This is a genomic window from Mesorhizobium sp. P160219 (assembly GCF_057786095.1).
Window position 1 is genome coordinate 5,981,098 of record NZ_JBYNWG010000001.1, and the last position, 19,722, is coordinate 6,000,819.

General features: G+C 63.2%; 22 protein-coding genes. 11 read left to right on the plus strand and 11 right to left on the minus strand.

Translation table 11 applies throughout. The annotated features are described in order from the left end of the window. Window positions 1-4: 4 nt before the first annotated feature. Both AC3EMP_RS28960 and petA read right to left on the minus strand, forming a co-directional pair. The gene (locus AC3EMP_RS28960) at window positions 5-1,348 is read right to left on the minus strand and encodes a cytochrome b (protein ID WP_023683697.1); all 1,344 of its coding nucleotides are present in this window, start codon (window positions 1,346-1,348) and stop codon (window positions 5-7) included. 16 nt (window positions 1,349-1,364) lie between these two features. After that, entirely contained in the window at window positions 1,365-1,925 is a 561-nt protein-coding gene (petA, locus tag AC3EMP_RS28965) for a ubiquinol-cytochrome c reductase iron-sulfur subunit (protein ID WP_023670027.1), read from the minus strand. A gap of 259 nt (window positions 1,926-2,184) precedes the next feature. Here petA and AC3EMP_RS28970 point away from each other — a divergent pair, with 259 nt between their 5' ends. The 3 genes from AC3EMP_RS28970 to AC3EMP_RS28980 are packed head-to-tail and all read left to right on the plus strand — an operon-like array spanning window position 2,185 to window position 3,232. Then, window positions 2,185-2,460 carry a type II toxin-antitoxin system Phd/YefM family antitoxin gene (locus tag AC3EMP_RS28970; RefSeq protein WP_352712003.1) on the plus strand — a complete coding sequence of 92 codons (276 nt, stop codon included), beginning with the start codon at window positions 2,185-2,187 and terminating at the stop codon, window positions 2,458-2,460. After that, window positions 2,460-2,882, plus strand: coding sequence for a type II toxin-antitoxin system VapC family toxin (locus tag AC3EMP_RS28975; RefSeq protein ID WP_023691588.1), 423 nt, complete (start codon window positions 2,460-2,462; stop codon window positions 2,880-2,882). The genes AC3EMP_RS28970 and AC3EMP_RS28975 overlap by 1 nt, the downstream gene beginning before the upstream one ends. A gap of 5 nt (window positions 2,883-2,887) precedes the next feature. Further along, the gene (locus tag AC3EMP_RS28980; protein WP_023683696.1) at window positions 2,888-3,232 is read left to right on the plus strand and encodes a cupin domain-containing protein; all 345 of its coding nucleotides are present in this window, start codon (window positions 2,888-2,890) and stop codon (window positions 3,230-3,232) included. 20 nt (window positions 3,233-3,252) lie between these two features. On the opposite strand, the gene AC3EMP_RS28985 is transcribed toward AC3EMP_RS28980, so the two are convergent. Genes AC3EMP_RS28985 through AC3EMP_RS29005 form a run of 5 tightly spaced genes read right to left on the minus strand, consistent with a single transcriptional unit; the run spans window position 3,253 to window position 8,267 of the window. After that, window positions 3,253-3,561, minus strand: coding sequence for a DUF6665 family protein (locus tag AC3EMP_RS28985; protein WP_023691589.1), 309 nt, complete (start codon window positions 3,559-3,561; stop codon window positions 3,253-3,255). Window position 3,562: 1 nt separating this feature from the next. After that, window positions 3,563-4,039 (minus strand): GNAT family N-acetyltransferase, encoded by a 477-nt coding sequence (locus AC3EMP_RS28990; RefSeq protein ID WP_352712002.1) that lies wholly within the window; start codon window positions 4,037-4,039, stop codon window positions 3,563-3,565. 3 nt (window positions 4,040-4,042) lie between these two features. Next, the gene (locus tag AC3EMP_RS28995; protein WP_352712000.1) at window positions 4,043-5,926 is read right to left on the minus strand and encodes an ABC transporter ATP-binding protein; all 1,884 of its coding nucleotides are present in this window, start codon (window positions 5,924-5,926) and stop codon (window positions 4,043-4,045) included. A 10-nt stretch (window positions 5,927-5,936) separates the two neighbouring features. Further along, window positions 5,937-7,832, minus strand: a complete 1,896-nt coding sequence (locus AC3EMP_RS29000; protein ID WP_352711998.1) for an ABC transporter ATP-binding protein — start codon at window positions 7,830-7,832, stop codon at window positions 5,937-5,939. 27 nt (window positions 7,833-7,859) lie between these two features. Beyond that, window positions 7,860-8,267: a hypothetical protein gene (locus AC3EMP_RS29005; protein WP_352711996.1), complete on the minus strand. Its 408-nt coding sequence runs from the start codon at window positions 8,265-8,267 to the stop codon at window positions 7,860-7,862. 445 nt (window positions 8,268-8,712) lie between these two features. On the opposite strand from AC3EMP_RS29005, the gene AC3EMP_RS29010 reads away from it, so the two are divergent. Together AC3EMP_RS29010 and soxR are read left to right on the plus strand one after the other, a co-directional pair. Further along, complete coding sequence (locus tag AC3EMP_RS29010) at window positions 8,713-9,171, plus strand: tRNA (cytidine(34)-2'-O)-methyltransferase (RefSeq protein ID WP_023814986.1); 459 nt, start codon at window positions 8,713-8,715, stop codon at window positions 9,169-9,171. A 146-nt stretch (window positions 9,172-9,317) separates the two neighbouring features. Further along, window positions 9,318-9,764: a redox-sensitive transcriptional activator SoxR gene (gene soxR / locus AC3EMP_RS29015; RefSeq protein WP_352536625.1), complete on the plus strand. Its 447-nt coding sequence runs from the start codon at window positions 9,318-9,320 to the stop codon at window positions 9,762-9,764. Here soxR and AC3EMP_RS29020 read toward each other — a convergent pair. Continuing rightward, window positions 9,761-10,018: a hypothetical protein gene (locus AC3EMP_RS29020; protein ID WP_023683688.1), complete on the minus strand. Its 258-nt coding sequence runs from the start codon at window positions 10,016-10,018 to the stop codon at window positions 9,761-9,763. The genes soxR and AC3EMP_RS29020 overlap by 4 nt on opposite strands. A 275-nt stretch (window positions 10,019-10,293) precedes the next feature. Here AC3EMP_RS29020 and hemF point away from each other — a divergent pair, with 275 nt between their 5' ends. The 3 genes from hemF to AC3EMP_RS29035 all read left to right on the plus strand — a co-directional run bounded on the left by hemF (window position 10,294) and on the right by AC3EMP_RS29035 (window position 12,125). Further along, window positions 10,294-11,208: an oxygen-dependent coproporphyrinogen oxidase gene (hemF, locus tag AC3EMP_RS29025; protein WP_023695814.1), complete on the plus strand. Its 915-nt coding sequence runs from the start codon at window positions 10,294-10,296 to the stop codon at window positions 11,206-11,208. Window positions 11,209-11,446: 238 nt separating this feature from the next. After that, a complete protein-coding gene (locus tag AC3EMP_RS29030; protein ID WP_023686144.1) occupies window positions 11,447-11,707 on the plus strand; it encodes a DUF1344 domain-containing protein in 261 nt (86 codons plus the stop codon). Between the two features lie 232 nt (window positions 11,708-11,939). Next, entirely contained in the window at window positions 11,940-12,125 is a 186-nt protein-coding gene (locus AC3EMP_RS29035) for a DUF1059 domain-containing protein (protein ID WP_023670013.1), read from the plus strand. Between the two features lie 6 nt (window positions 12,126-12,131). On the opposite strand, the gene AC3EMP_RS29040 is transcribed toward AC3EMP_RS29035, so the two are convergent. The 3 genes from AC3EMP_RS29040 to AC3EMP_RS29050 are packed head-to-tail and all read right to left on the minus strand — an operon-like array spanning window position 12,132 to window position 14,661. Next, window positions 12,132-13,403: a CCA tRNA nucleotidyltransferase gene (locus tag AC3EMP_RS29040; protein ID WP_031192981.1), complete on the minus strand. Its 1,272-nt coding sequence runs from the start codon at window positions 13,401-13,403 to the stop codon at window positions 12,132-12,134. After that, window positions 13,400-14,032 (minus strand): CoA pyrophosphatase, encoded by a 633-nt coding sequence (locus tag AC3EMP_RS29045; RefSeq protein ID WP_023683684.1) that lies wholly within the window; start codon window positions 14,030-14,032, stop codon window positions 13,400-13,402. Before AC3EMP_RS29045 ends, AC3EMP_RS29040 begins: the two co-directional genes overlap by 4 nt. Further along, entirely contained in the window at window positions 14,032-14,661 is a 630-nt protein-coding gene (locus tag AC3EMP_RS29050) for a DUF1285 domain-containing protein (protein ID WP_023670010.1), read from the minus strand. The genes AC3EMP_RS29045 and AC3EMP_RS29050 overlap by 1 nt, the downstream gene beginning before the upstream one ends. Before the next feature lie 144 nt (window positions 14,662-14,805). Here AC3EMP_RS29050 and AC3EMP_RS29055 point away from each other — a divergent pair, with 144 nt between their 5' ends. Genes AC3EMP_RS29055 through AC3EMP_RS29065 form a run of 3 tightly spaced genes read left to right on the plus strand, consistent with a single transcriptional unit; the run spans window position 14,806 to window position 19,546 of the window. Beyond that, entirely contained in the window at window positions 14,806-15,810 is a 1,005-nt protein-coding gene (locus AC3EMP_RS29055) for an AAA family ATPase (RefSeq protein WP_023670009.1), read from the plus strand. Then, window positions 15,810-16,724: a DUF58 domain-containing protein gene (locus tag AC3EMP_RS29060; protein ID WP_023683683.1), complete on the plus strand. Its 915-nt coding sequence runs from the start codon at window positions 15,810-15,812 to the stop codon at window positions 16,722-16,724. Before AC3EMP_RS29055 ends, AC3EMP_RS29060 begins: the two co-directional genes overlap by 1 nt. Next, complete coding sequence (locus AC3EMP_RS29065; RefSeq protein WP_027049896.1) at window positions 16,721-19,546, plus strand: DUF4159 domain-containing protein; 2,826 nt, start codon at window positions 16,721-16,723, stop codon at window positions 19,544-19,546. The genes AC3EMP_RS29060 and AC3EMP_RS29065 overlap by 4 nt, the downstream gene beginning before the upstream one ends. The last annotated feature ends 176 nt before the right edge of the window (window positions 19,547-19,722 follow it).

Sequence of the window (19,722 nt, forward strand, 5' to 3'; positions counted from 1 at the left end):
TCACTCAGCCTTTGGTTTCCGGCGCCGCGGTCGCACCGGCCGGATGTCCCCCTCCGGCACCCTTGTTCTTCTCCAGCACCGCCTCGGTGATCGAATTCGGCAGTCTGCGTGGCGTCTCGATCAGGCCAAGCACCGGCAGGATGACGAGGAAGAAGGCGAAGTAGAACAGTGTCGCCGCTTGAGCGTAGCCAACGTAGTTGCCCGAGACCTCACCTATCAGGAGGGTCAACAGACCGCCACCTTCCGCCGGCTGCGAGCCAAGCCAGCCAAGCAGGACAGCGTCGGCGACGAACAGCCAGAAGAAAAGCTTGTACCAGGGCCGGTAGACCGCCGAGCGCACCTTGGAGGTGTCGAGCCACGGCACCAGGAACAGCATGACGATGGCGCCGAACATGCACAGCACGCCACCGAGCTTGGAGTTGATCGGCCCGATGTTGAAGGTGATCGCGCGCAGGATCGCGTAGAACGGCAGGAAGTACCATTCCGGCACGATGTGGGCCGGCGTCTTCAGCGGGTTGGCGATCGTGTAATTGTCCGGATGGCCGAGAAAGTTCGGCAGGTAGAAGACGAAATAGGCGAAGAAGAACAGGAACACGATCATGCCGAATGCATCCTTGATGGTCGCATAGGGCGTAAAGGCAACGGTGTCGGTTTTCGATTTCACCTCGATGCCGGTCGGGTTCGACTGGCCGACCACATGCAGCGCCCAGACGTGCAGCACGACGACGCCGGCGATCATGAACGGCAGCAAATAGTGCAGCGCAAAGAAGCGGTTGAGCGTCGGGTTGTCGACGGCGAAACCGCCGAGCAGCAGTTCCTGGATCCAGTTTCCGACCAGCGGAATGGCGCTGAAGAAGCCGGTGATGACGGTGGCGCCCCAGAAGCTCATCTGACCCCAGGGCAGCACATAGCCCATGAAGCCGGTCGCCATCATCAGCAGATAGATGATGCAGCCGAGGATCCACAGCAGCTCGCGCGGCGCCTTGTAGGAGCCGTAATAAAGCCCGCGGAAGATGTGGATGTAGACGGCGACGAAGAAGAACGAGGCGCCGTTGGAATGCATGTAGCGCAACAGCCAACCGGAATTGACGTCGCGCATGATCTTCTCGACCGAATTGAAGGCGAGATTGGTGTCGGCGGTATAGTGCATGGCGAGCACGATACCGGTCAGGATCTGCGCCACCAGCATGATCGTGAGGATGCCGCCGAAGGTCCACGCATAGTTGAGGTTGCGCGGCACCGGATAAGCGATGAAGCTGTCATAGATCATGCGCGGCAGCGGCATGCGGGCGTCGAACCAGCGTTCGATACCGGTCTTGGGCGTATAGGTCGAGTGTCCCTCGCTCATCGAATTATCCCCTGCCTCAACCGATAAGGATTTTGGTATCGGAAATGAACTTGAATACCGGCACGGCCATGTTTTCCGGCGCCGGGCCTTTGCGGATGCGGCCGGCGGTATCGTACACCGAACCGTGGCACGGGCAGAACCAGCCGCCGAAATCGCCTTCCTGGCCAAGCGGAATGCACCCCAGATGCGTGCAGACTTGCACCATCACCATCCAGGCTTCCTTGCCGGGCGTGGTGCGGTTGGCATCGGTCGCCGGCGCATCGGCGGGCAGATTGGCGTTGCGGGCAATAGGATCCTTGAGATCGGCAAGGTTCACGGCTTCGCCGTCCTTCATCTCCTGCTCGGTGCGATTGCGCACCACGACCGGCTTGCCGCGCCATTTGACGATCAGCGACATGCCAGGCGTCAGCGAGGCGACATCAACCTCGACCGAGGCCAGCGCCAGCGTCGAGGCATCAGGGCGCATCTGGTCGATGAAGGGCCAGGCAACGGCGCCTGCGCCAACCACTGCGGCCATGCCGGTGGCGACGTAGAGAAAATCACGACGGTTGGGATCCTGGGTGTCGGTTGCGCTCACGGGTGCCTGATCCTTTCGCCTCTTCCGAGCCGGCGGCCGAGCTTTGTCCCCGCTCCATCGCGCCGGCCCGACAGCGCATGGCGAACAAGCTAGCGAATTCCTCCGGCATTTGGATTTCGGTTTATGCGTGAAGCCCGTTTTTGTCCAGCGGGCTGAGGCCACAAGGGCAGATTGTCGCGGGCGTTCCGCACGAAGAGAAATTTGACGAGCTTGGCCGAATGTAGCAATATGTCTACATCTTCCGGATGGAGGTGTTGATATGAATATCTCGACGAAGACGATAACCATCATGTCGAGCCGTGAATTCAACCAGGAGACGGCGCATGCCAAACGGGCAGCCAAGAACGGGCCGGTCATCATTACCGACCGCGGCAAGCCCTCCCATGTGCTGATGTCGATGGAGGAATATCAGCGTTTAGAGAAGAAGCCGAGAAGCCTCGCGGACGCGATTGCCGATGATCGCCCCGAAGCAGATTTCGACTGGGAACCACCTCGCCTGGAAGGACCGTTTTTCAAGATTCCCGAACTCGACTGATGTTCATTCTTGACACCAATGTCGTTTCGAATCTGCGTCGTCGGGACAAGGCCGATCGCAACGTTTTGGCCTGGTCAGAGACCCACGACATCGCCAGCTTTTTCATGTCGGTCATTTCGATCCTGGAACTCGAAATCGGAACATTGCTCTTGTCGAGGAAGGATACTCGCCAGGCCACCATGTACCGTGAGTGGTTGGATCAGACACTCATTCCACAGTTTGACGACCGGATATTGAGCATAGACAAGGCTGTTGTCGTGCGTTGCGCAAACCTCCACGTTCCCGATCCAAAGCCGGAGCGCGACGCCCTCATAGCCGCTACCGCGCTCGTCAAAAACTTGACAGTCGTGACCCGCAACACCAAGGATTTTGAAGGCACCGGCGTGAAGCTTTTCAACCCCTGGATACCGACGAAGGGTTAGAGGCTATGGCACACATCATCGACCGCGAGACCTGGACCAGGACGCCCGGCCGCTGGCAGGGCGAACTGCAATGCGGCGCCTACGACTCCAACTCCTGCCTGATTTTCAACTATCAGGAAGAGATTGGCGGCGGCCCGCGCCTGCACACGCATCCCTATTGTGAAATCTTCATCATCCGGCAAGGCACCGGCCTGTTCACGATCGGCGACCAGCAGATCGAGGCCACGGCCGGCCAGATCCTGATCGTGCCGCCTGATACGCCGCACAAATTCACCAATCTCGGCCCAGGCCCGCTCGAAACGACCGACATCCACGAAAACGGCAGCTTCATCACCGAATGGCTGGAATGATTGTTGCCGGCTGATGACCTCTAGCTTGCACCGAGCCTGACCAGCACGGCCCTTGGGATATCGTATTCGCGGATGACCGACTCATGCCGGCGCAGGCCGCAGAGTTCACGCTGGATGAAATAGGCGTGCACCGCTGCGGCAGCCTCCTTGAGCAGCCGCAGTCGCTGCTCCTCGTCGTCGTTGTTCTGACGGAGCTTGGCCAGCGTTTCCTCGACCCGTTGGCCGGCACGGCCGAGCGCTGCGGCCTTTTCAGCCAGTATCTCATGGCCGAGGGCGTCGAACGCGGCTTCGGCAGCCGAGGCGCCTAGGGATGGCGGACGCAGTGACATCTCAGCCTCCTTTTCTGTCTTGAGAGAGCATCATGCGGTGCGTGACGAATTCTTCGCCCACCACCGGCTGGAAGCCAAGCCGTTCATAGAACCCAAAGGCTTCTTGTGGCGCGCGGGTGTTCAGCACGGCAAAATGCTGACGTGCCCTGTCAATGACGGTCTCGACCAGCATGCGGCCAATGCCGCTGCGGCGATGACGCGCGCTGACGAACAGGTGCCTGACCCGGCCGTGGTCCCTGCCTTCGAAATAAGGATCGATGTTCAACCCGCACACACCAGCGAGTTCTCGGCCATGCCATGCGCCAAACAGCGCCTCGCCTCGTTTCAGGAACTTGTCGCGGCCGCCCGCCCAGCCATCCGCCAGCCGCACCAGCATCCAGTAGCCCTCCAGCCGGCTCTCCTCCTTCAGCGCGTCGAAGGCCGGCGCGGTTGGCCGCAGCCGCTTGAGGACGTAGCCGACATCAGGCGACCCTGCCATGCCCTACTCCGCCGGCCGTGTCTCTTCCAGCACGCTTTCCTCGTGGTAGAGGAAGCCGCCGGACTGCCGCTTCCACAGCCGCGCATAGAGCCCGTCGAGCGCCACCAGCTCGTCATGCGTGCCCTGTTCGACGATGCGGCCTCCGTCCAGCACCACAAGACGGTCGAGCGCGGCGATGGTCGACAGCCGGTGCGCTATGGCGATGACCGTCTTGTTCTCCATCAGCCTGGCCAGATTCTCCTGGATCGCCGCCTCGATGTCGGAATCGAGCGCCGAGGTCGCCTCGTCGAGGATCAGGATCGGCGCATCCTTGAGGAAGACGCGGGCGATCGCGACGCGCTGGCGCTGGCCGCCCGACAGTTTCACGCCGCGCTCGCCGACAAAAGCCTCGTAGCCGGTACGGTCCCGGTTATCGCGCAGGCCCAATATGAACTCGTGCGCCTCGGCCTTCTTCGCCGCCGCGATCACCTCGGCGTCAGTTGCATCCGGCATGCCGAGCTTGATGTTGTCGCGTAGCGAGCGGTGGAACAGCGCCGTCTCCTGGCTGACCACGCCGATATTGGCGCGCAGCGAGTTCTGCGTCACCTCGGCGACGTCTTGCCCGTCGATCAGGATTTTGCCGCTCTCGAGGTCGTAGAGGCGCAAGATGAGGTTGGCGAGCGTCGTCTTGCCCGCGCCCGACGGCCCGACCAGCCCGACCTTCTCGCCAGGCTTGACCACAAGGTCGATGCCATTCAGCACGCCAAAACCCTTGCCGTAGTGGAACTCGACATTCTTCACCTCGATGCGGCCGCCGGCGACGACAAGCTCTTTCGCATCCGGCGCATCGACAAGGCCAAGCTGCTGCGAGATCAGCGCCTTGGAGTTTTCCAGGACGCCGAGATTTCGCAATATGCCGTTGAGCTGCATCATCACGCGCCCGAGCAGCATGTTGAGCCGCAAGACCAGCGACAGCGTGAACGCGACGGCGCCGACGGTGATCGACCCTTCGACCCAGAGATAGACGGCAAAGCAGCCAATCGCGGTGATCATGATGCCCGACAGCGTCGTCAGCGCCATGCGCACGCCGGTCAGTCGGCGGGTGAAGGGCCGTAGTGCATCGAGATAGATGTCGAAGCCGTTCTTGATGTAGCGGTCGTCGCCATCGGCCGAGAACAGCTTCAGCGTCTGCACGTTGGAATAGGAATCGATGATGCGCCCATTGATCATCGAGCCCGCTTCGGCCGTGGCCTCGGCATGCCTGCGGATCGAGGGCAGATAGAGCTTGGCCAGCCAGGCGAAAGCGAGGATCCAGATCACCACCAGCACGGCCAGGCGCAGATCCAGCCCGGCGACCAGCGCCAAGGTCGTCACCGTATAGATGAGCATGAACCAGATGACCTCGATGAAGCTCTCCATCAGGTCGCCGGTCGCCTGCCCCGCCTGCCAGACCTTTGTCGCGATACGGCCGGCGAAATCGTTCTGGAAGAAAGTGTAGGACTGCCGCGACACATGCCGGTGCGCCTGCCACCGCACCAGATTGTAGAAGCCCGGCGTGATCGTCTGTTCGTTGACCAGCGCCGACAGGCCGACGACGATGGTGCGGATGACCAGCACCACTGCGATCATGAAGACAAGCTCAGGCCCGGCGGCGGTCCACAGCGCGTCCCAGCTGCGTTCACCGGGAAGCTGATCGAGAATATCGACCAGCCGCCCGACGAAGTAGAAAAGCCCGGCCTCGATCAGCGGCGCGATGCCGCCGATGACAAGCATGGCGAAGAAGGCGAACTTCGCCTGGCCGACATAGTGCCAGAGGAAGCCGCCGACGCTTGGCGGTGGCCGAAGGTCCGCCGGCTCCCTGAACGGATAGACCCAGTCCTCGAACCAGCGATAGACGGCTGTCATCATGCTGACGTCATCACTCTGCGGCTTCACCCTTCACGCCGATGTCGTTGGCAACGGCGTCATTGGCGGCATCGACCGGACCGTCGTCGAGCAGGAACCCGCCCGACTGGCGCTGCCAGAGCTGCGCGTAGAGCCCGCCGCTGGCAACGAGTTCCTCGTGCGACCCTTCCTCGATGACACGGCCCTTGTCGAGGACGACGAGCCTGTCCATCGCCGCGATGGTCGACAGCCGGTGCGCAATGGCGATGACGGTCTTGCCTTGCATGAGCTTGTAGAGATTCTCCTGGATGGCGGCCTCGGCTTCGGAATCCAGCGCCGACGTCGCTTCGTCAAGGATAAGTATCGGTGCGTCCTTCAACATAACGCGAGCAATGGCGATGCGTTGCCGCTGGCCGCCGGACAATTTGACGCCGCGGTCGCCGACATGAGCATCGAGCCCTTTACGTCCGGTGTGATCCGAAAGCCTGCCGATAAACTCCAGCGCCTCGGCCCGCCCGGCTGCCTCGACAAGCATTTCCTCCGTCGCATCGGGCCGCCCGTAAAGGATGTTGTCGCGCACCGAACGATGCAGCAGCGAGGTGTCCTGCGTCACCATGCCGATCTGCGCGCGCAGCGAATCCTGCGTCACCGAAGCGATCTCCTGGCCGTCGATCAGGATCCGGCCGTTCTCGAGGTCGTAGAACCGCAACAGGAGATTGACCAGCGTCGACTTGCCCGCGCCCGAGCGCCCGACAATGCCGACTTTTTCGCCGGGCTTCACCGTCAGCGACAGGTTCTCGATGACGCCCTTCTGCTTGCCATAGTGGAAACGAATGTCGTCGAAGCGGATCTCGCCCTTGGTGACGGCAATGTCCTTCGCCCCCGGCCGGTCTTCGACCAGGCGCGGCAGCGAGATCGAGGCGATACCGTCTTGCACCGTGCCGATGTTCTCGAACAGGCTCGACATTTCCCACATGATCCACTGCGACATGCCCCACATACGGAGCACGAGGCCGATGACCACGGCGACGGCGCCGATCGTCACCGCCTGGCCGAGCCACAGCCACAGCGCCGTCGCCGTCACCGAAAACAGGAGCAGCGCGTTGAGGATATAGAGCAGCCCGTAAAGCACCGTCACCAGCCGCATCGACCGGTAGACCGTGTCGAGGAAGCCTGCCATGCCTTCTTTGGCGAACGTTGCTTCGCGCCGTGCATGAGAAAACAACTTGACCGTCTGGATGTTGGTGTAGCTGTCGACGACGCGGCCGGTCATAGTCGATCGCGCATTGGCCTGCGCCTCGCCGACCTTGCCCAGCTTCGGGATGATATAGCGCAACAACCCGATATAGCCGAGGAGCCAGACGCCGAGAGGTGCCGCCAGCCGCAAGTCGGCCGAGCCGACGATGAACAGCATGCCGAGGAAATAGACGATGACGTAATTGAGCACCTCGATCACCTTGATGACGCATTCGCGCACGGCGAGTGCCGTCTGCATCAGCTTGGTGGCGATGCGGCCGGCAAATTCGTCCTGGTAGAAGCTCATCGACTGCTTCAAGAGATAACAATGCACCTGCCATCGGATGCGCATGGGGTAGTTGCCCATCAGCGTCTGCTGGTTGAGCAAAGAATGCAGCCATACCGTACCCGGCAGCGCGAACAGCACGACGAAGGCCATGCCGGCGAGCTTCCAGCTCTCGGTCTGCAGGAAGGTTTCGCGGTTCTGCCCGGACAGCCAGTCGACGATGTGGCCCATGAAGCCGAACATCCACACTTCCGCGATGGCAATCGCCGTCACCAGCACCGCATCGACGATGATGTATGGCCAGGCGCCGCGCGTATAATGCACGCAGAAGGCAACCAGCGTCTTCGGCGGCTCGACCGGTTCCGCTGCGGGGAACGGATCGAGCCTTCTTTCAAACCAGCTAAACATAGGGATGCTCACAAAACTGTTGTCCGCTCATGCGGCGCGGGAAAAATCCCCGGGGCGCTCCGCGTCCCCAGACCGTACGTCGGCGGGGACTGACGGCCCGGAATCACCCGGGCCATCGGTCCTGCTTCGCGCAATATAGGGACTTGCGGGCTTTTCACCGACAGAAGCCTTCGACTGAACTGACGGCACGCCGCCGCCAGTCCGGTTTTTCGCGCCCGGCCGGATCAGCCGGATGATCCGGCGCACCAGCGACGGCCGGCTGTGGTCGGGAACCGCACGCGAGAAATCGACATCCGGCAACATGCCGCGATGCGGACGCCGGCGCGTCTGCGCGTGAACCGCCGACGAATAGGTCTCGCCGACCAGCAACGCCCAGGTCGCCGTCTTGCGTTCGTGCAGGCTTCTTGAACCAGGTATCTTATAGGGATCGAACATCGGTCCGTCCTCCGTGTGAAAATAGACATAAAAAGGCGAAGCAATGTCGTGCGCCGGCATTCGGCCGGAGGCACGGATTGCATCCGTCGGGACACGAGGATAGGCCTCGGTCGCGACATGCTCAGCTGGGGCGCTTGGCCCCTTTAACCGGTTGAAAAACATCGCAGGATTCCTTCGAGAGCCGAAAATTGGGTTCGGCGGGAATCGGTGCGATCAGATCTAAGAAATCAGGTAAATCGTCGTACCGAAACCGCCGGAAGGCAGGTAAGCCCACGGGAGGGGCGCTGGATGTGCATGGTCATCATGAAATACCCCTCCATCGGTTCGGGTTGACAATGCGTGCGGTATAATCGACTTCGCAGAAAATGGCCACCCGCAGGTCCAGCAATTTCCAAAACCAGCCACCCGCTGTGGCCGATCTGCCACTTATTAGAAAGACGCGGAAATGAACCACCGTCTCCGCATCGCCCTCTACCAGCCTGACATCGCCGGCAACACCGGAACTATCCTGCGCTTCGCCGCCTGCCTCGGCCTTGGCGTCGACATCATCGAACCAGCCGGGTTTCCGCTCTCCGACAAAGCGCTCAAGCGTGCCGGGATGGACTACCTCGAAATGGCTGCCCTGACCCGCCATGTCGACTGGAACGCCTTCGAGGATTGGCGCAAGGGCGAAGCCTGCCGGCTGGTGCTGCTCACCACCAAAGCCGCGACCCCCTATGCGGGCTTCAGCTTCGCCCAAGGCGACATCCTGCTGTTCGGCCGCGAATCCGCCGGCGTGCCGGATCCTGTCCATCAGGCGGCGGATGCGCGGCTGACGATCCCGATGCAGCCGGGCACGCGCAGCATCAACGTCGCGCTGTCGGTCGCCATGGTCGCCGGTGAAGCCATCCGGCAGCTCGGCTAGACCCTTCAGCGCGTTGTCGTCATCGCCAACGGCCGTTGCGTCTTGCATCATTCTCACCCAGGCGCACATCGCCTTCTCCTCAATTGCCCTATCGACGTTTCCTGGCTACAAGCTCAACTTAAGTTGAGGTCAAGCGGAAAATCGAGATGGCTCCGGTAAAGGAATTGACGGTCGGCCAGGTGGCGATGCGCAGCGGCGTGGCGGTGTCGGCGCTGCATTTCTACGAGGCGCGCGGGCTGATCCGCAGCCACCGCACGTCGGGCAACCAGCGGCGCTATGGCCGCGACGTGCTGCGGCGGGTGGCGATCATCCGGATCGCCCAGGAGGTCGGCATCTCGCTGGCCGAGATCGGCGCCGCACTTGAATCGCTGCCAGAAGGCCGTACCCCGACGCGCGAGGACTGGAACCTGTTGTCGACCGGCTGGCGCGACGACCTCGATCGCAAGATCACTCAGCTAAAGAAGCTGCGCGACGGCCTGACCGACTGCATCGGCTGCGGCTGCATGTCGATCGACAAATGCCCGCTGCGAAACAGGGAAGATCGCTTGAGTGCGCAAGGGCCGGGCGCAAGGCGACTGCTTGCGGAATTCTAATCCGCCGCAGGCAGCCGCCGTATCGTGAATTCGATGACGTCGCCTGGCCGTTCGAACCAGCTTTCGATCTCGGTCCAGTAGGCCTGCTTGGGAAAGCGTTCGAACCATTCCTTGGCTTTGAGCCGCGCATCGGGGCGCGGCAAGACAAAGGTCTCCCGCAAAAACCCGTCACGCGGCATGCGCTCGCGCTCGGCGCGTGAACGATCGAGCCTTTTCTTCAGGCCATGCAGCGGCGGTCTTGCCGGCGTGCGCATGAAAGAACTCCTGGGCCGAACCAGATGACACTTGACCCTTGCCCCTAAGAGATTAGGGATCGCGCCCGGAAAAGGCTAGTGCTCCGATTCCAACATTCGCCTTCCTAATCCCCAGTCGCCGTTGCGAACGTTGGAATCACAAGGACCACTAGCAAGTTCATGTTTCTGGTGGAGTTTTCGAATTTGACATTTGCGTCGTGCCCTGCGCCACGCTGTGTGCAAATGTCAAATTCACTCCACTAGGTCCTTTGTCGGCCGCGACCGGAGACAGCATTTTGGAACGACCAGAAATACCGGCAGGCCTGCCACCCGACATCGAACAGAAGAAAATGAAGGCCAGGCTCTGGTTCGAGACGCTGCGCGAGCGCATTTGCACAACCTTCGAGCAGATCGAACAGGAACTGCAGGGACCACTGGCCGAATGGTCGCCCGGCAGCTTCGAGAAGACGCCGTGGGAACGCGACAATGGAAAGGGCGGCGGCGGCGCCATGGCGATGATGCGCGGCCGCGTCTTCGAGAAGGTCGGCGTCCATACTTCGACCGTCTATGGCGAATTCTCGCCCGAATTCAGGAAGCAGATGCCCGGCGCCGAGGAAGACCCGAGCTTCTGGGCATCAGGCATTTCGTTGATCGCGCATCCCTGGAACCCCAACGTGCCGGCCGTGCACATGAACACCCGCATGGTCGTGACGTCGCGCCACTGGTTTGGCGGCGGCGCCGATCTGACGCCGGTGCTCGACCGCAACCGCACGGAAGATCACCCCGACACGGTCGCCTTCCATCGAGCCATGCAGTTCGCCTGCGAGAAGAACGCTGCGATCGCCGACCACCCCAAATTCAAGGCCTGGTGCGACGAGTATTTCTATCTGCCGCACCGCCACGAGCCGCGCGGCGTCGGCGGCATCTTTTTCGACTGGCTGCATTCGGGGGAGGAGAAAGGCGGCTGGAATGCCGATTTGAACTTCGTCCAGGATGTCGGGCGTTCTTTCCTTGTCGTCTACGGACACCTGGTTCGCGCCCATTTCAACGAGAACTGGACCGACGACGACCGCGACGAGCAGCTCATTCGCCGCGGCCGTTACGTCGAATTCAACCTTCTTCACGATCGCGGCACCATCTTCGGCCTGAAGACCGGCGGCAATGTCGCTTCGATCCTGTCCAGCCTGCCGCCGGAGGTCAGGTGGCCGTAAAAAATCGGTGAGCGAAACGTGAGCCGCATTGACGTCCCATTCGCCGAATCTGGGCAGCCAATGTGGCATCGCCATTATCTTTTTCGTCTAATAGGCGATTGAAATAAAACGACTATTTGTCGTTTCGGGCCGGGAAGCGCCGGCGGTTCAGTCCCGAACCGCGACACGACGCTACCGGACGGCCCTGAACAAGGCGGAGCATTTTCCAAACGGATGCCCGCATTTCCAGGAGTATTACATGCGAAAGCTCATTGTTTCGGCAGCCGCCGCTGCCCTTCTCGCTTCCGGCTCGATTGCCTTTGCCGCGGTCAAGCACACCACGGGCACGGTCAAGACCTATGATGGCACGGCCATGAGCCTCGTTCTGGACGATGGATCGACCTTTACGCTGCCCAAGACCTTCAAGGATCCTGGCCTGAAGGCAGGCGAAAAGGTCCGCGTTTCCTGGGACATGAGCGGCAAGAACAAGGTTGCCGAGTCCGTCAAGATCGAGAAGTGATCGGGACAAGACCGAACGTTCTCGCCTTGGCTTAGCCTGGCAAGAGGGGGCGGAGCAGCGCTGCTCCGCCTTTTTCGCCCCCACGGCAACCAAACTCGTGGAACCGTGTTATGCTAACTCCCCCGTGCGCGCCCCCGAAACCGACTGCTGTGACAGGGCGCGGAACAGAGATGGCGGAGCTTCGTGTGCCCATGAGAGGCACAGGCTCCAAGGAGGAAAAGGAGAAAATCCCATGAAGGAATTCCACTGCGGCTCGCTGGTTCCCGGCTGTGAGTGGCACACCCGTGCCGGTGAGGAAGCCGAGGTCATGCGCCGCGCCGTCGACCATATGCGCGAGACACATGGCGAAACGGTCATTCGCGAGACGATGATCGAGGCGATCCGCTCGCGCATCGAGAAAGTTCGCGACGCGGCCTGAGCAGTCCTATCTGGCCTTCAAGGCTTCTGCGGCGCGCTCCAGCAGCGCGTCGCGATCGAGCGCAAAGCCGGACCAGATCCATTCCTTTTCCAGGTTTTTCAGGATCGCACCGAGTATTGGCCCCGGCGACGCGCCAAGCGCCGTCAGATCGCCGCCCTTGACTGGGAACACCGGTTTTTCCCATTTCAGCGCAAAAGCGAGCAGGCGCGAAAACCCGCCGGCCTGAACCAGCGCGTCATTGTCCTCGAGAGCCCGCGCTCGCGCCGACGCCAGCGACAGCCGCAGGCGATCGAGAAAACCCTGGCGCTCCCCGGAATAGAGTTTCTTGGCCAGTTCCGCTTCACTTGTCTTGGGCTCGACGGCAGCCGTCAGCGCCCAGTGGCGCAGGCGCTCCGCCTCAGTGGTCGAAAGTTTCAGCCGCTTGGCCAGTGTCTTCATCCTCTCCGCATCGGGCGGCACGATCGCCTCCAGCCTGAGCAGCGGGTCCGGCGCCCAGCCCAGATCCTTTTCTGTCTTGGTCAGCTCATGAATGGCATCGATGCCCCATTTCTCGCTTTCCGGCAGGGCGCTGGTGAGCACGCCGGCCTGGCGCATCCACAGCAAGGCGCGCGACGGATCTGGGGCCGATAACAACTTCTTCAGCTCGGACCAGATGCGTTCGGCCGAGAGATGGGCGAGACCGTCCTTGAGCCGGGCGCAGGCCTTCAATCCCTCGGCATCGGGCCGACCCTCGCCATACCAGGCGAAAAAGCGGAAGAAACGCAGGATGCGCAGATAGTCTTCGCGGATCCGCTGCTCGGCATCGCCAATGAAGCGCAGCCTTCGTGCCTCGATATCGCCGACGCCGCCGACCAGGTCCACGACCGTCCCGTCAGCCTCCGCATAGAGCGCGTTGATGGTGAAATCGCGCCGTTCGGCGTCGGCCTTCCAGTCGCGGCCGAACGACACTTTGGCGCGGCGGCCATCGGTCTCGATGTCGGCGCGCAGCGTGGTGACCTCATAGGGCGCGCCGCCGGCAATCACCGTGATCGTGCCGTGCTCGATGCCGGTCGGCACCGCCTTGAAGCCCGCCGCCTCGGCGCGGCGAACGGTTTCCTCGGGCAGGCAAGTGGTAGCAACGTCGATATCGGCGACCAGCTGCCCAATCAGCGCATTGCGCACCGCGCCGCCCGCGATGCGGGCTTCCTCGCCGCCCTGCGCCAGCACGGCAAGCAGCCGCTGCAGATGCTTTTCACCCAGCCAGTCGGCTCTGCCCGCCAGCGATATCGGATCACTCAAGCATAGAGCCTTTCATAGAGCGTGCGGATGATGCCGGCGGTGACGCCCCAGATGCGCTGGCCGCCATAGGGCATATCGTAGAAGAACCATTCCAGGTCGTTCCACATGCGGCTGTCCCTGGTGTGGTTGGCCGGATCCATCAGGAACGAAAGCGGCACTTCGAAGGCGGCGTCGACCTCGTCGGAATTGAGCGACAGCGTAAAACCGGGCTCGACGATCGCCAGCACCGGCGCGATGCGATAGCCGCTGCCGGCGACATAATCGGGCATGCGGCCGATGATCTCGATGCGGTCATGGCCGAGGCCGATCTCCTCGAAGGTCTCGCGCAAGGCCGCTGCTTCCGGGGTCGCATCGGTGGGATCAATGGTGCCGCCAGGAAAAGCCACCTGCCCGGAATGGCTGCGCAGTTTTTCCGCCCGCTTGGTCAAAAGCACGGTCGCATCGCGTCCATGATCGACGACCGGGATCAGCACCGCGGCGTCGCGCAGCGCTTTGAGCTGCGTCAACCGTGGATGGCCGGGGTTGAAGCGATGATCGCCATAATCGTCGCCGGCATGGGCTTCAGCTTGCGCGGCGACCCGCGCGCGAAAATCCGCTGTGGAAAACGGCGGCGGCCTCACCTGATCCATCATGCGCTCAGCCGCTTCAGTTTTTCCGCCGGCATGATCGGATAGATTTCGCCTTTCGAGCGCACGGCAAACATCGTCTTGCCGCCGATATCGATCTCCTCGCCATGCTCGACCAGTTCGTACATCACCGGCCGCGCCACCAGCGCTTCCAGCCTCCCGCGCACCAGCACATAGGGCTTCAGGCCGCCGGTCTCGTTCTCGTCGACGAAGCGCAGCGGATGGCCAGGTCCGGCCTCGACGACATCGCCGACATTGGTGCGGAAAGTGATGGTCTGCTCGGCGCCGGCGCCGGAAACATCCATTTCAACCGCGATGAAAGGCGCGTCCACGACGCGGATGCCGACCCGTTCGACCGGCGTCACCAGATAGGTCCTGCCATCCTCGTCCTTGCGCAGCACGCTGGAAAACAGCTGCACCAGCGGCATGCGGCCGATCGGCGTGCCGAGATAGAACCACGTTCCGTCTTGTTTGATCTCCATGTCGAGATCGCCGCAAAAGTCGGGATTCCAGCGCTCCACCGGCGCCGCGCCCTTGCCGGCGCGAGCCGCACGCGAGATCAACGCTTCGAGACCGCGCGCCTCGGTTGCGGCAGCAAGGCTGTGTTCGCGATGTTCGGAGCGTTCCGTCATGGTCACGAAATAGTCACTGTTGTTCCGCTTGTCAGCCTAAGTCTGTGATTTAAATTCATTCGTAGGCGCCAGGCGAAGCCGAATCGCGGCATTCTAAGGCTCTACAGTGCAAGCCGGTACTTCCAGCACAAGGATCGATGCGGCATGAGCGTAATGGTCAAGGAAAGCCCAATCAGCGAAAAGGACATGATCGCCCAGGCCGAGACGGCGCTGGCCGATATTTCCAGGGTGCGCGACGGCGTCGGCCGCGTCATTTTCGGCCAGGAAGTGGTGGTCGAGCGCACGCTGGTGGCGCTGCTTGCCGGCGGCCATGCGCTGCTGGTCGGCGTGCCCGGCCTTGCCAAGACCAAGTTGGTCGAAACGCTCGGTGTCGTGCTCGGCCTCGATTCGCGCCGCATCCAGTTCACACCCGACCTGATGCCGTCGGACATTCTCGGCTCAGAGGTGATGGAACAGGACGAGGCCGGCAAGCGCTCCTTCCGCTTCATCTCCGGCCCGATCTTCGCGCAATTGCTGATGGCCGACGAGATCAACCGCGCCTCGCCGCGCACCCAGTCGGCGCTGCTGCAGGCGATGCAGGAATATCACGTCACCATCGCCGGCATTCGCCACGACCTGCCCGCGCCCTTCCATGTACTGGCGACGCAAAACCCGCTGGAGCAGGAAGGCACCTATCCCCTGCCCGAAGCGCAGCTCGACCGCTTCCTGATGCAGGTCGACATCCTTTATCCCGAAATCGAGGCCGAGCGGCGCATCCTGCTCGAAACCACCGGCATCGAGGACGCCAAGGCGCAAAACGTGCTGCAGCCGGCGCGGCTGAGGGAAATCCAGACGCTGATCCGCCGTATGCCGGTGCCCGAAAGCGTCGTCGACGCCATCCTCAAACTGGTGCGTTCGGCGCGTCCCGGCCAGGGCAATGCCGAGACCGACAAGCATGTCGCCTGGGGTCCCGGCCCGCGCGCCAGCCAGGCGCTGACGCTGTGCGCCCGTGCGCGCGCGCTTTATGACGGGCGGCTGGCGCCGTCGGTGGACGACATCCGCGCGCTGGCCGAACCGGTGCTGCAGCACCGCATGGCGCTGACCTTTGCCGCCCGCGCCGAGGGCACGACTGTGCGCGACGTGGTGGCGAAACTGGCCAAAGGAATCTGATGGCACGTATCGGCGAAGTCCAGGCACCGGCAGCGACGCGCGACGCGCTCGCCAGGGGCCGGTTGCGGGCTTCGCTGGTGCCGGACCTGCTGGTCGAGGCACGCCGTATCGTCAATACGGTAATTGCCGGCTGGCATGGCCGCCGCAAGCGCGGCATCGGCGAGAATTTCTGGCAGTTCCGCCCCTATGTCGAAGGCGATTCCTCGCGCATCGACTGGCGCCGTTCGGCCCGGGACGACCACACCTATGTGCGCGACCGCGAATGGGAAGCAGCCCACACGGTGTGGCTTTGGGCCGACCCATCGCCCTCCATGCTCTACAAATCGACTGGCGCCAGCGTTTCCAAGGAATCGCGCGCGCTGGTGCTGGCACTGGCCATGGCCGAATTGCTATCTCGCAGCGGCGAGCGCATCGCATGGCCCGGCCTGACAGATCCGTTCACCGCCCGCAACGGCGCCGAGCGCATCGCAGCGCAATTGATGCACGCCGCGGACCTGCCAGCAAAGCCTGACCTGTCCGCCATCCGCCGCTTCTGCGACATCGTCGTCGTGAGCGATTTCCTCGACCCGGTCGAGGAGACCATGGAATGGCTCGATGTGCTGGCGCGGCATGGCGTGCGTGCGCATCTGATCGAGGTTGCCGATCCGGCGGAGGAGACCTTTCCTTATGCCGGCCGCACCGAATTCACCGATCCCGAGACCGGCGACAAGTTGACCGCCGGCCGCGCCGAAATGCTCGGCGACGAATACCGCCTGCTCTACACCGCCCGCCGCCAGGAGATGGCCAGCTGGTGCAAGCGCCTCGGCTGGAGCTACACCGTCAACCACACCGATCGCCTCGCTTCCGAGGCGCTGGTGCGCATCCACATGGCGATGACCGCCGATGGCGCATTCGTGGGAAGGGCCGGCGCATGAGCTGGCTGCCGCTCTCCTTTGGCGCTCCCATGGTGTTGTGGGGCCTGCTCGCGCTGCCGGTGATCTGGTGGCTGCTCAGGCTCACACCGCCCAAGCCGCAGTCCGAAATGTTTCCGCCGCTGAAGATCCTCGCTCGCGTGCTGAAGCGCGAGGAAACGCCGCAGCAGAGCCCGTGGTGGCTGACGCTGCTGCGGCTGTTGATGGCAGCCCTTGTCGTCGCGGCATTAGCCGAACCCGTTTTCAATCCGCGCGAAAAATTGCCGGCCGAGGGCGCCGCCCTGGCGCTCGTCATCGACAATGACTGGGCGAGTGCCGCCGACTGGGGCAAGCGCGTCGCCACCGCCCAGCGGCTGATCGCCGATGCCGGTTCGAACGGCGTACCGGTCGTCATCGCCTTCACCGCCGAAAAGCCGAACGCCGAGATCGGCCCCTTCGATGCCGCGGCTGCCCTCGACCGGCTGCGCGCCGCCAAGCCGAGGCCGATCCCAACCGACCGACCCGCCGTCTATGCCCGCGTCGCCGGCGTGCTGGAAACCTTGCCCGGCGCCAGCGTTGCCGTTCTCGCCGACGGCCTTGCGGCAAAGGGCGACGAGGCCGCCTTCAACACACTGCTGTCGAAAAATGCCGCCCGTGTCGTCTGGGCCAATTCCGACCGGCTGGCGCTGACTGGGCTCACTGGCGCCGAAAATCAGGTCGACGGCTTCGCCCTGACCGCCATCCGCGCGCCCGGCGACCCGGCGCCGGCACAAGTCACCGCCGGCGCCTTCGACGACAAGGGCCGCCGCATCGCCGACGCGACGCTGACCTTCGCGCCGGGTGAGACTACCGCCAGCGGCACGATGGCGGTGCCGTTCGAACTGCGCAACGACTTCGCCTCGATCGCGCTCGACGGCGAACGCCAGGCAGGTGCGGTGCGCGTGCTCGACGAAAGCTCCAAGCGCCGCCGCGTCGGACTTTTATCGCAGGCCGAGGCCGACCAGGCGCAGCCGCTTCTGTCGCCGCTCTATTACATCAGGCGCGCGCTGCAGCCTTTCGCCGATCTGGTCGAACCGTCGAGCGTCGATCTCGCCGACGCCATCCCGCAGCTTCTCGACCAGAAGCCGGCGATGATCGTCATGGCCGATATCGGTACCATTCCGCCGCAGGTCCATCAGCGGCTGGTCGACTGGGTCGACAATGGCGGCACGCTGGTGCGCTTTGCCGGTTCGCGGCTGGCCGCCGCCGGCAATGACGATGATCTGTTGCCGGTCAGGCTGCGCACCGGCGAGCGCTCGCTTGGCGGCGCGCTGTCATGGACGACGCCGCAGGCGGTGACCGAATTCCCGAAGAACGGCCCGTTCGCCGACCTCGCACCGCCGGCCGAGGTCACGGTGAGCCGGCAGGTGCTGGCCGAACCGACGCCGGACATCGTCGAACGCACCTGGGCAACCCTTGCCGATGGCACCCCGCTGGTGACCGGGTTGAAGAAGGGCAAGGGCACGCTGGTTCTGTTCCACATCACCCCGGAAGCGACATGGTCGACGCTGCCGATCTCCGGCAGCTTCGTCGAGATGCTGCGGCGCATCGTGCAGCTGTCGCGCAACCAGGGTGCGGCGGTTGCCAACGCCGAAGCCGCTGCTATGTCGCTGGCACCTTATCGCATGATAGCCGCCGACGGCACTTTGGTGCCGCCGACGCCGGACGCGCGACCGCTGGTCCCCGGCGCCGGCACGCTGCCGGTGACGTTCGAGAACCCGCCCGGCCTCTACGGCTCGGAAACCGGCGTTTTCGCCCACAATCTGCTCGAACCGGCCACCGCCTTCGCGCCGCTGGTGCGCCCGCAATTCACAGTGCCGGTGACCAATATCCAGTACGCTTTCGATGAATCGCGCGACCTCAAGGGATCGCTGGTCACAGCGGCACTTGCGCTTATGCTGCTCGACACGCTGGCGGTGTTCTGGATGGGCGGGCTGATGTCGCGCCGACCGCGCCGCGGCCGATCGGCCGCGGCGACGACGGCTGCGCTGCTGCTTGGCCTCGGCATGCTGTTTGGCCATGCCGACCTCGCCCACGCCGACGACGCCAAGCCCGGCGATGCCGCGGCAATCGAGGATATTGCCAAGACCCGCATCGCCTATGTGCTGACCGGTGTGCCCGGTGACGATTCGATCAGCCGCGCCGGGCTCGAAGGCCTGACCCGCTTCCTGATCGAGAAGACCGCGCTCGAGCCGGGCGCGCCGGCGGGCGTCGATATCTCGAAGGACGAGCTTTCCTTCTATCCGCTGATCTACTGGCCGATCGATCCTTCCGCGCCGATGCCGAGCCAAGCCGCGATCGCCCGCATCGACGCCTATATGCAGCAGGGCGGCACGGTGCTGTTCGACACGCGCGACCAGTTCGCCAACGGCATCGGTGCGGATTCGGCGAGCCCGGCGACGGAACGGTTGCGCGACATTCTCGGCAATCTCAACGTGCCGCCGCTGGAGCCGGTGCCCGCCGACCATGTGCTGACCAAATCCTTCTTCATCCTGCCCGAATTTCCCGGCCGCTTCTCCGGCAGCCCGCTCTGGGTGGAAGCCTCGCTCGAGGCCAGCAATGCCGAGAATCGGCCGGTACGCGTCGGCGACGGCGTCTCGCCGATCCTGATCACCGCCAATGATTTTGCCGGCGCCTGGGCCGTCGACGGGAATGGTGACCCGCTTTTGCCGACCGTGCCATCGGATCCGATGCAGCGCATCTATGCGCTGCGCGCCGGCGTCAACATCATGATGTACATGCTGACCGGCAACTACAAATCCGACCAGGTGCACGTGCCCATCCTGCTCGAACGGTTGGGGCAATAGGATGGCAGTATTGGCTAATTTCGTCTCGATCCTGTCTGGCGCCGGCGGCGCAGCCTCACCCTCACCCTCCCCCTTTTGGGGAGGCTCGGCTCGCTGTCGCAGCGAAGCGAAGACAGTGGGCCGGGGTGGGGGTGCAGCCAGCGCTCTGTCGCCTACCCCCACCCCGCTCCGCTACG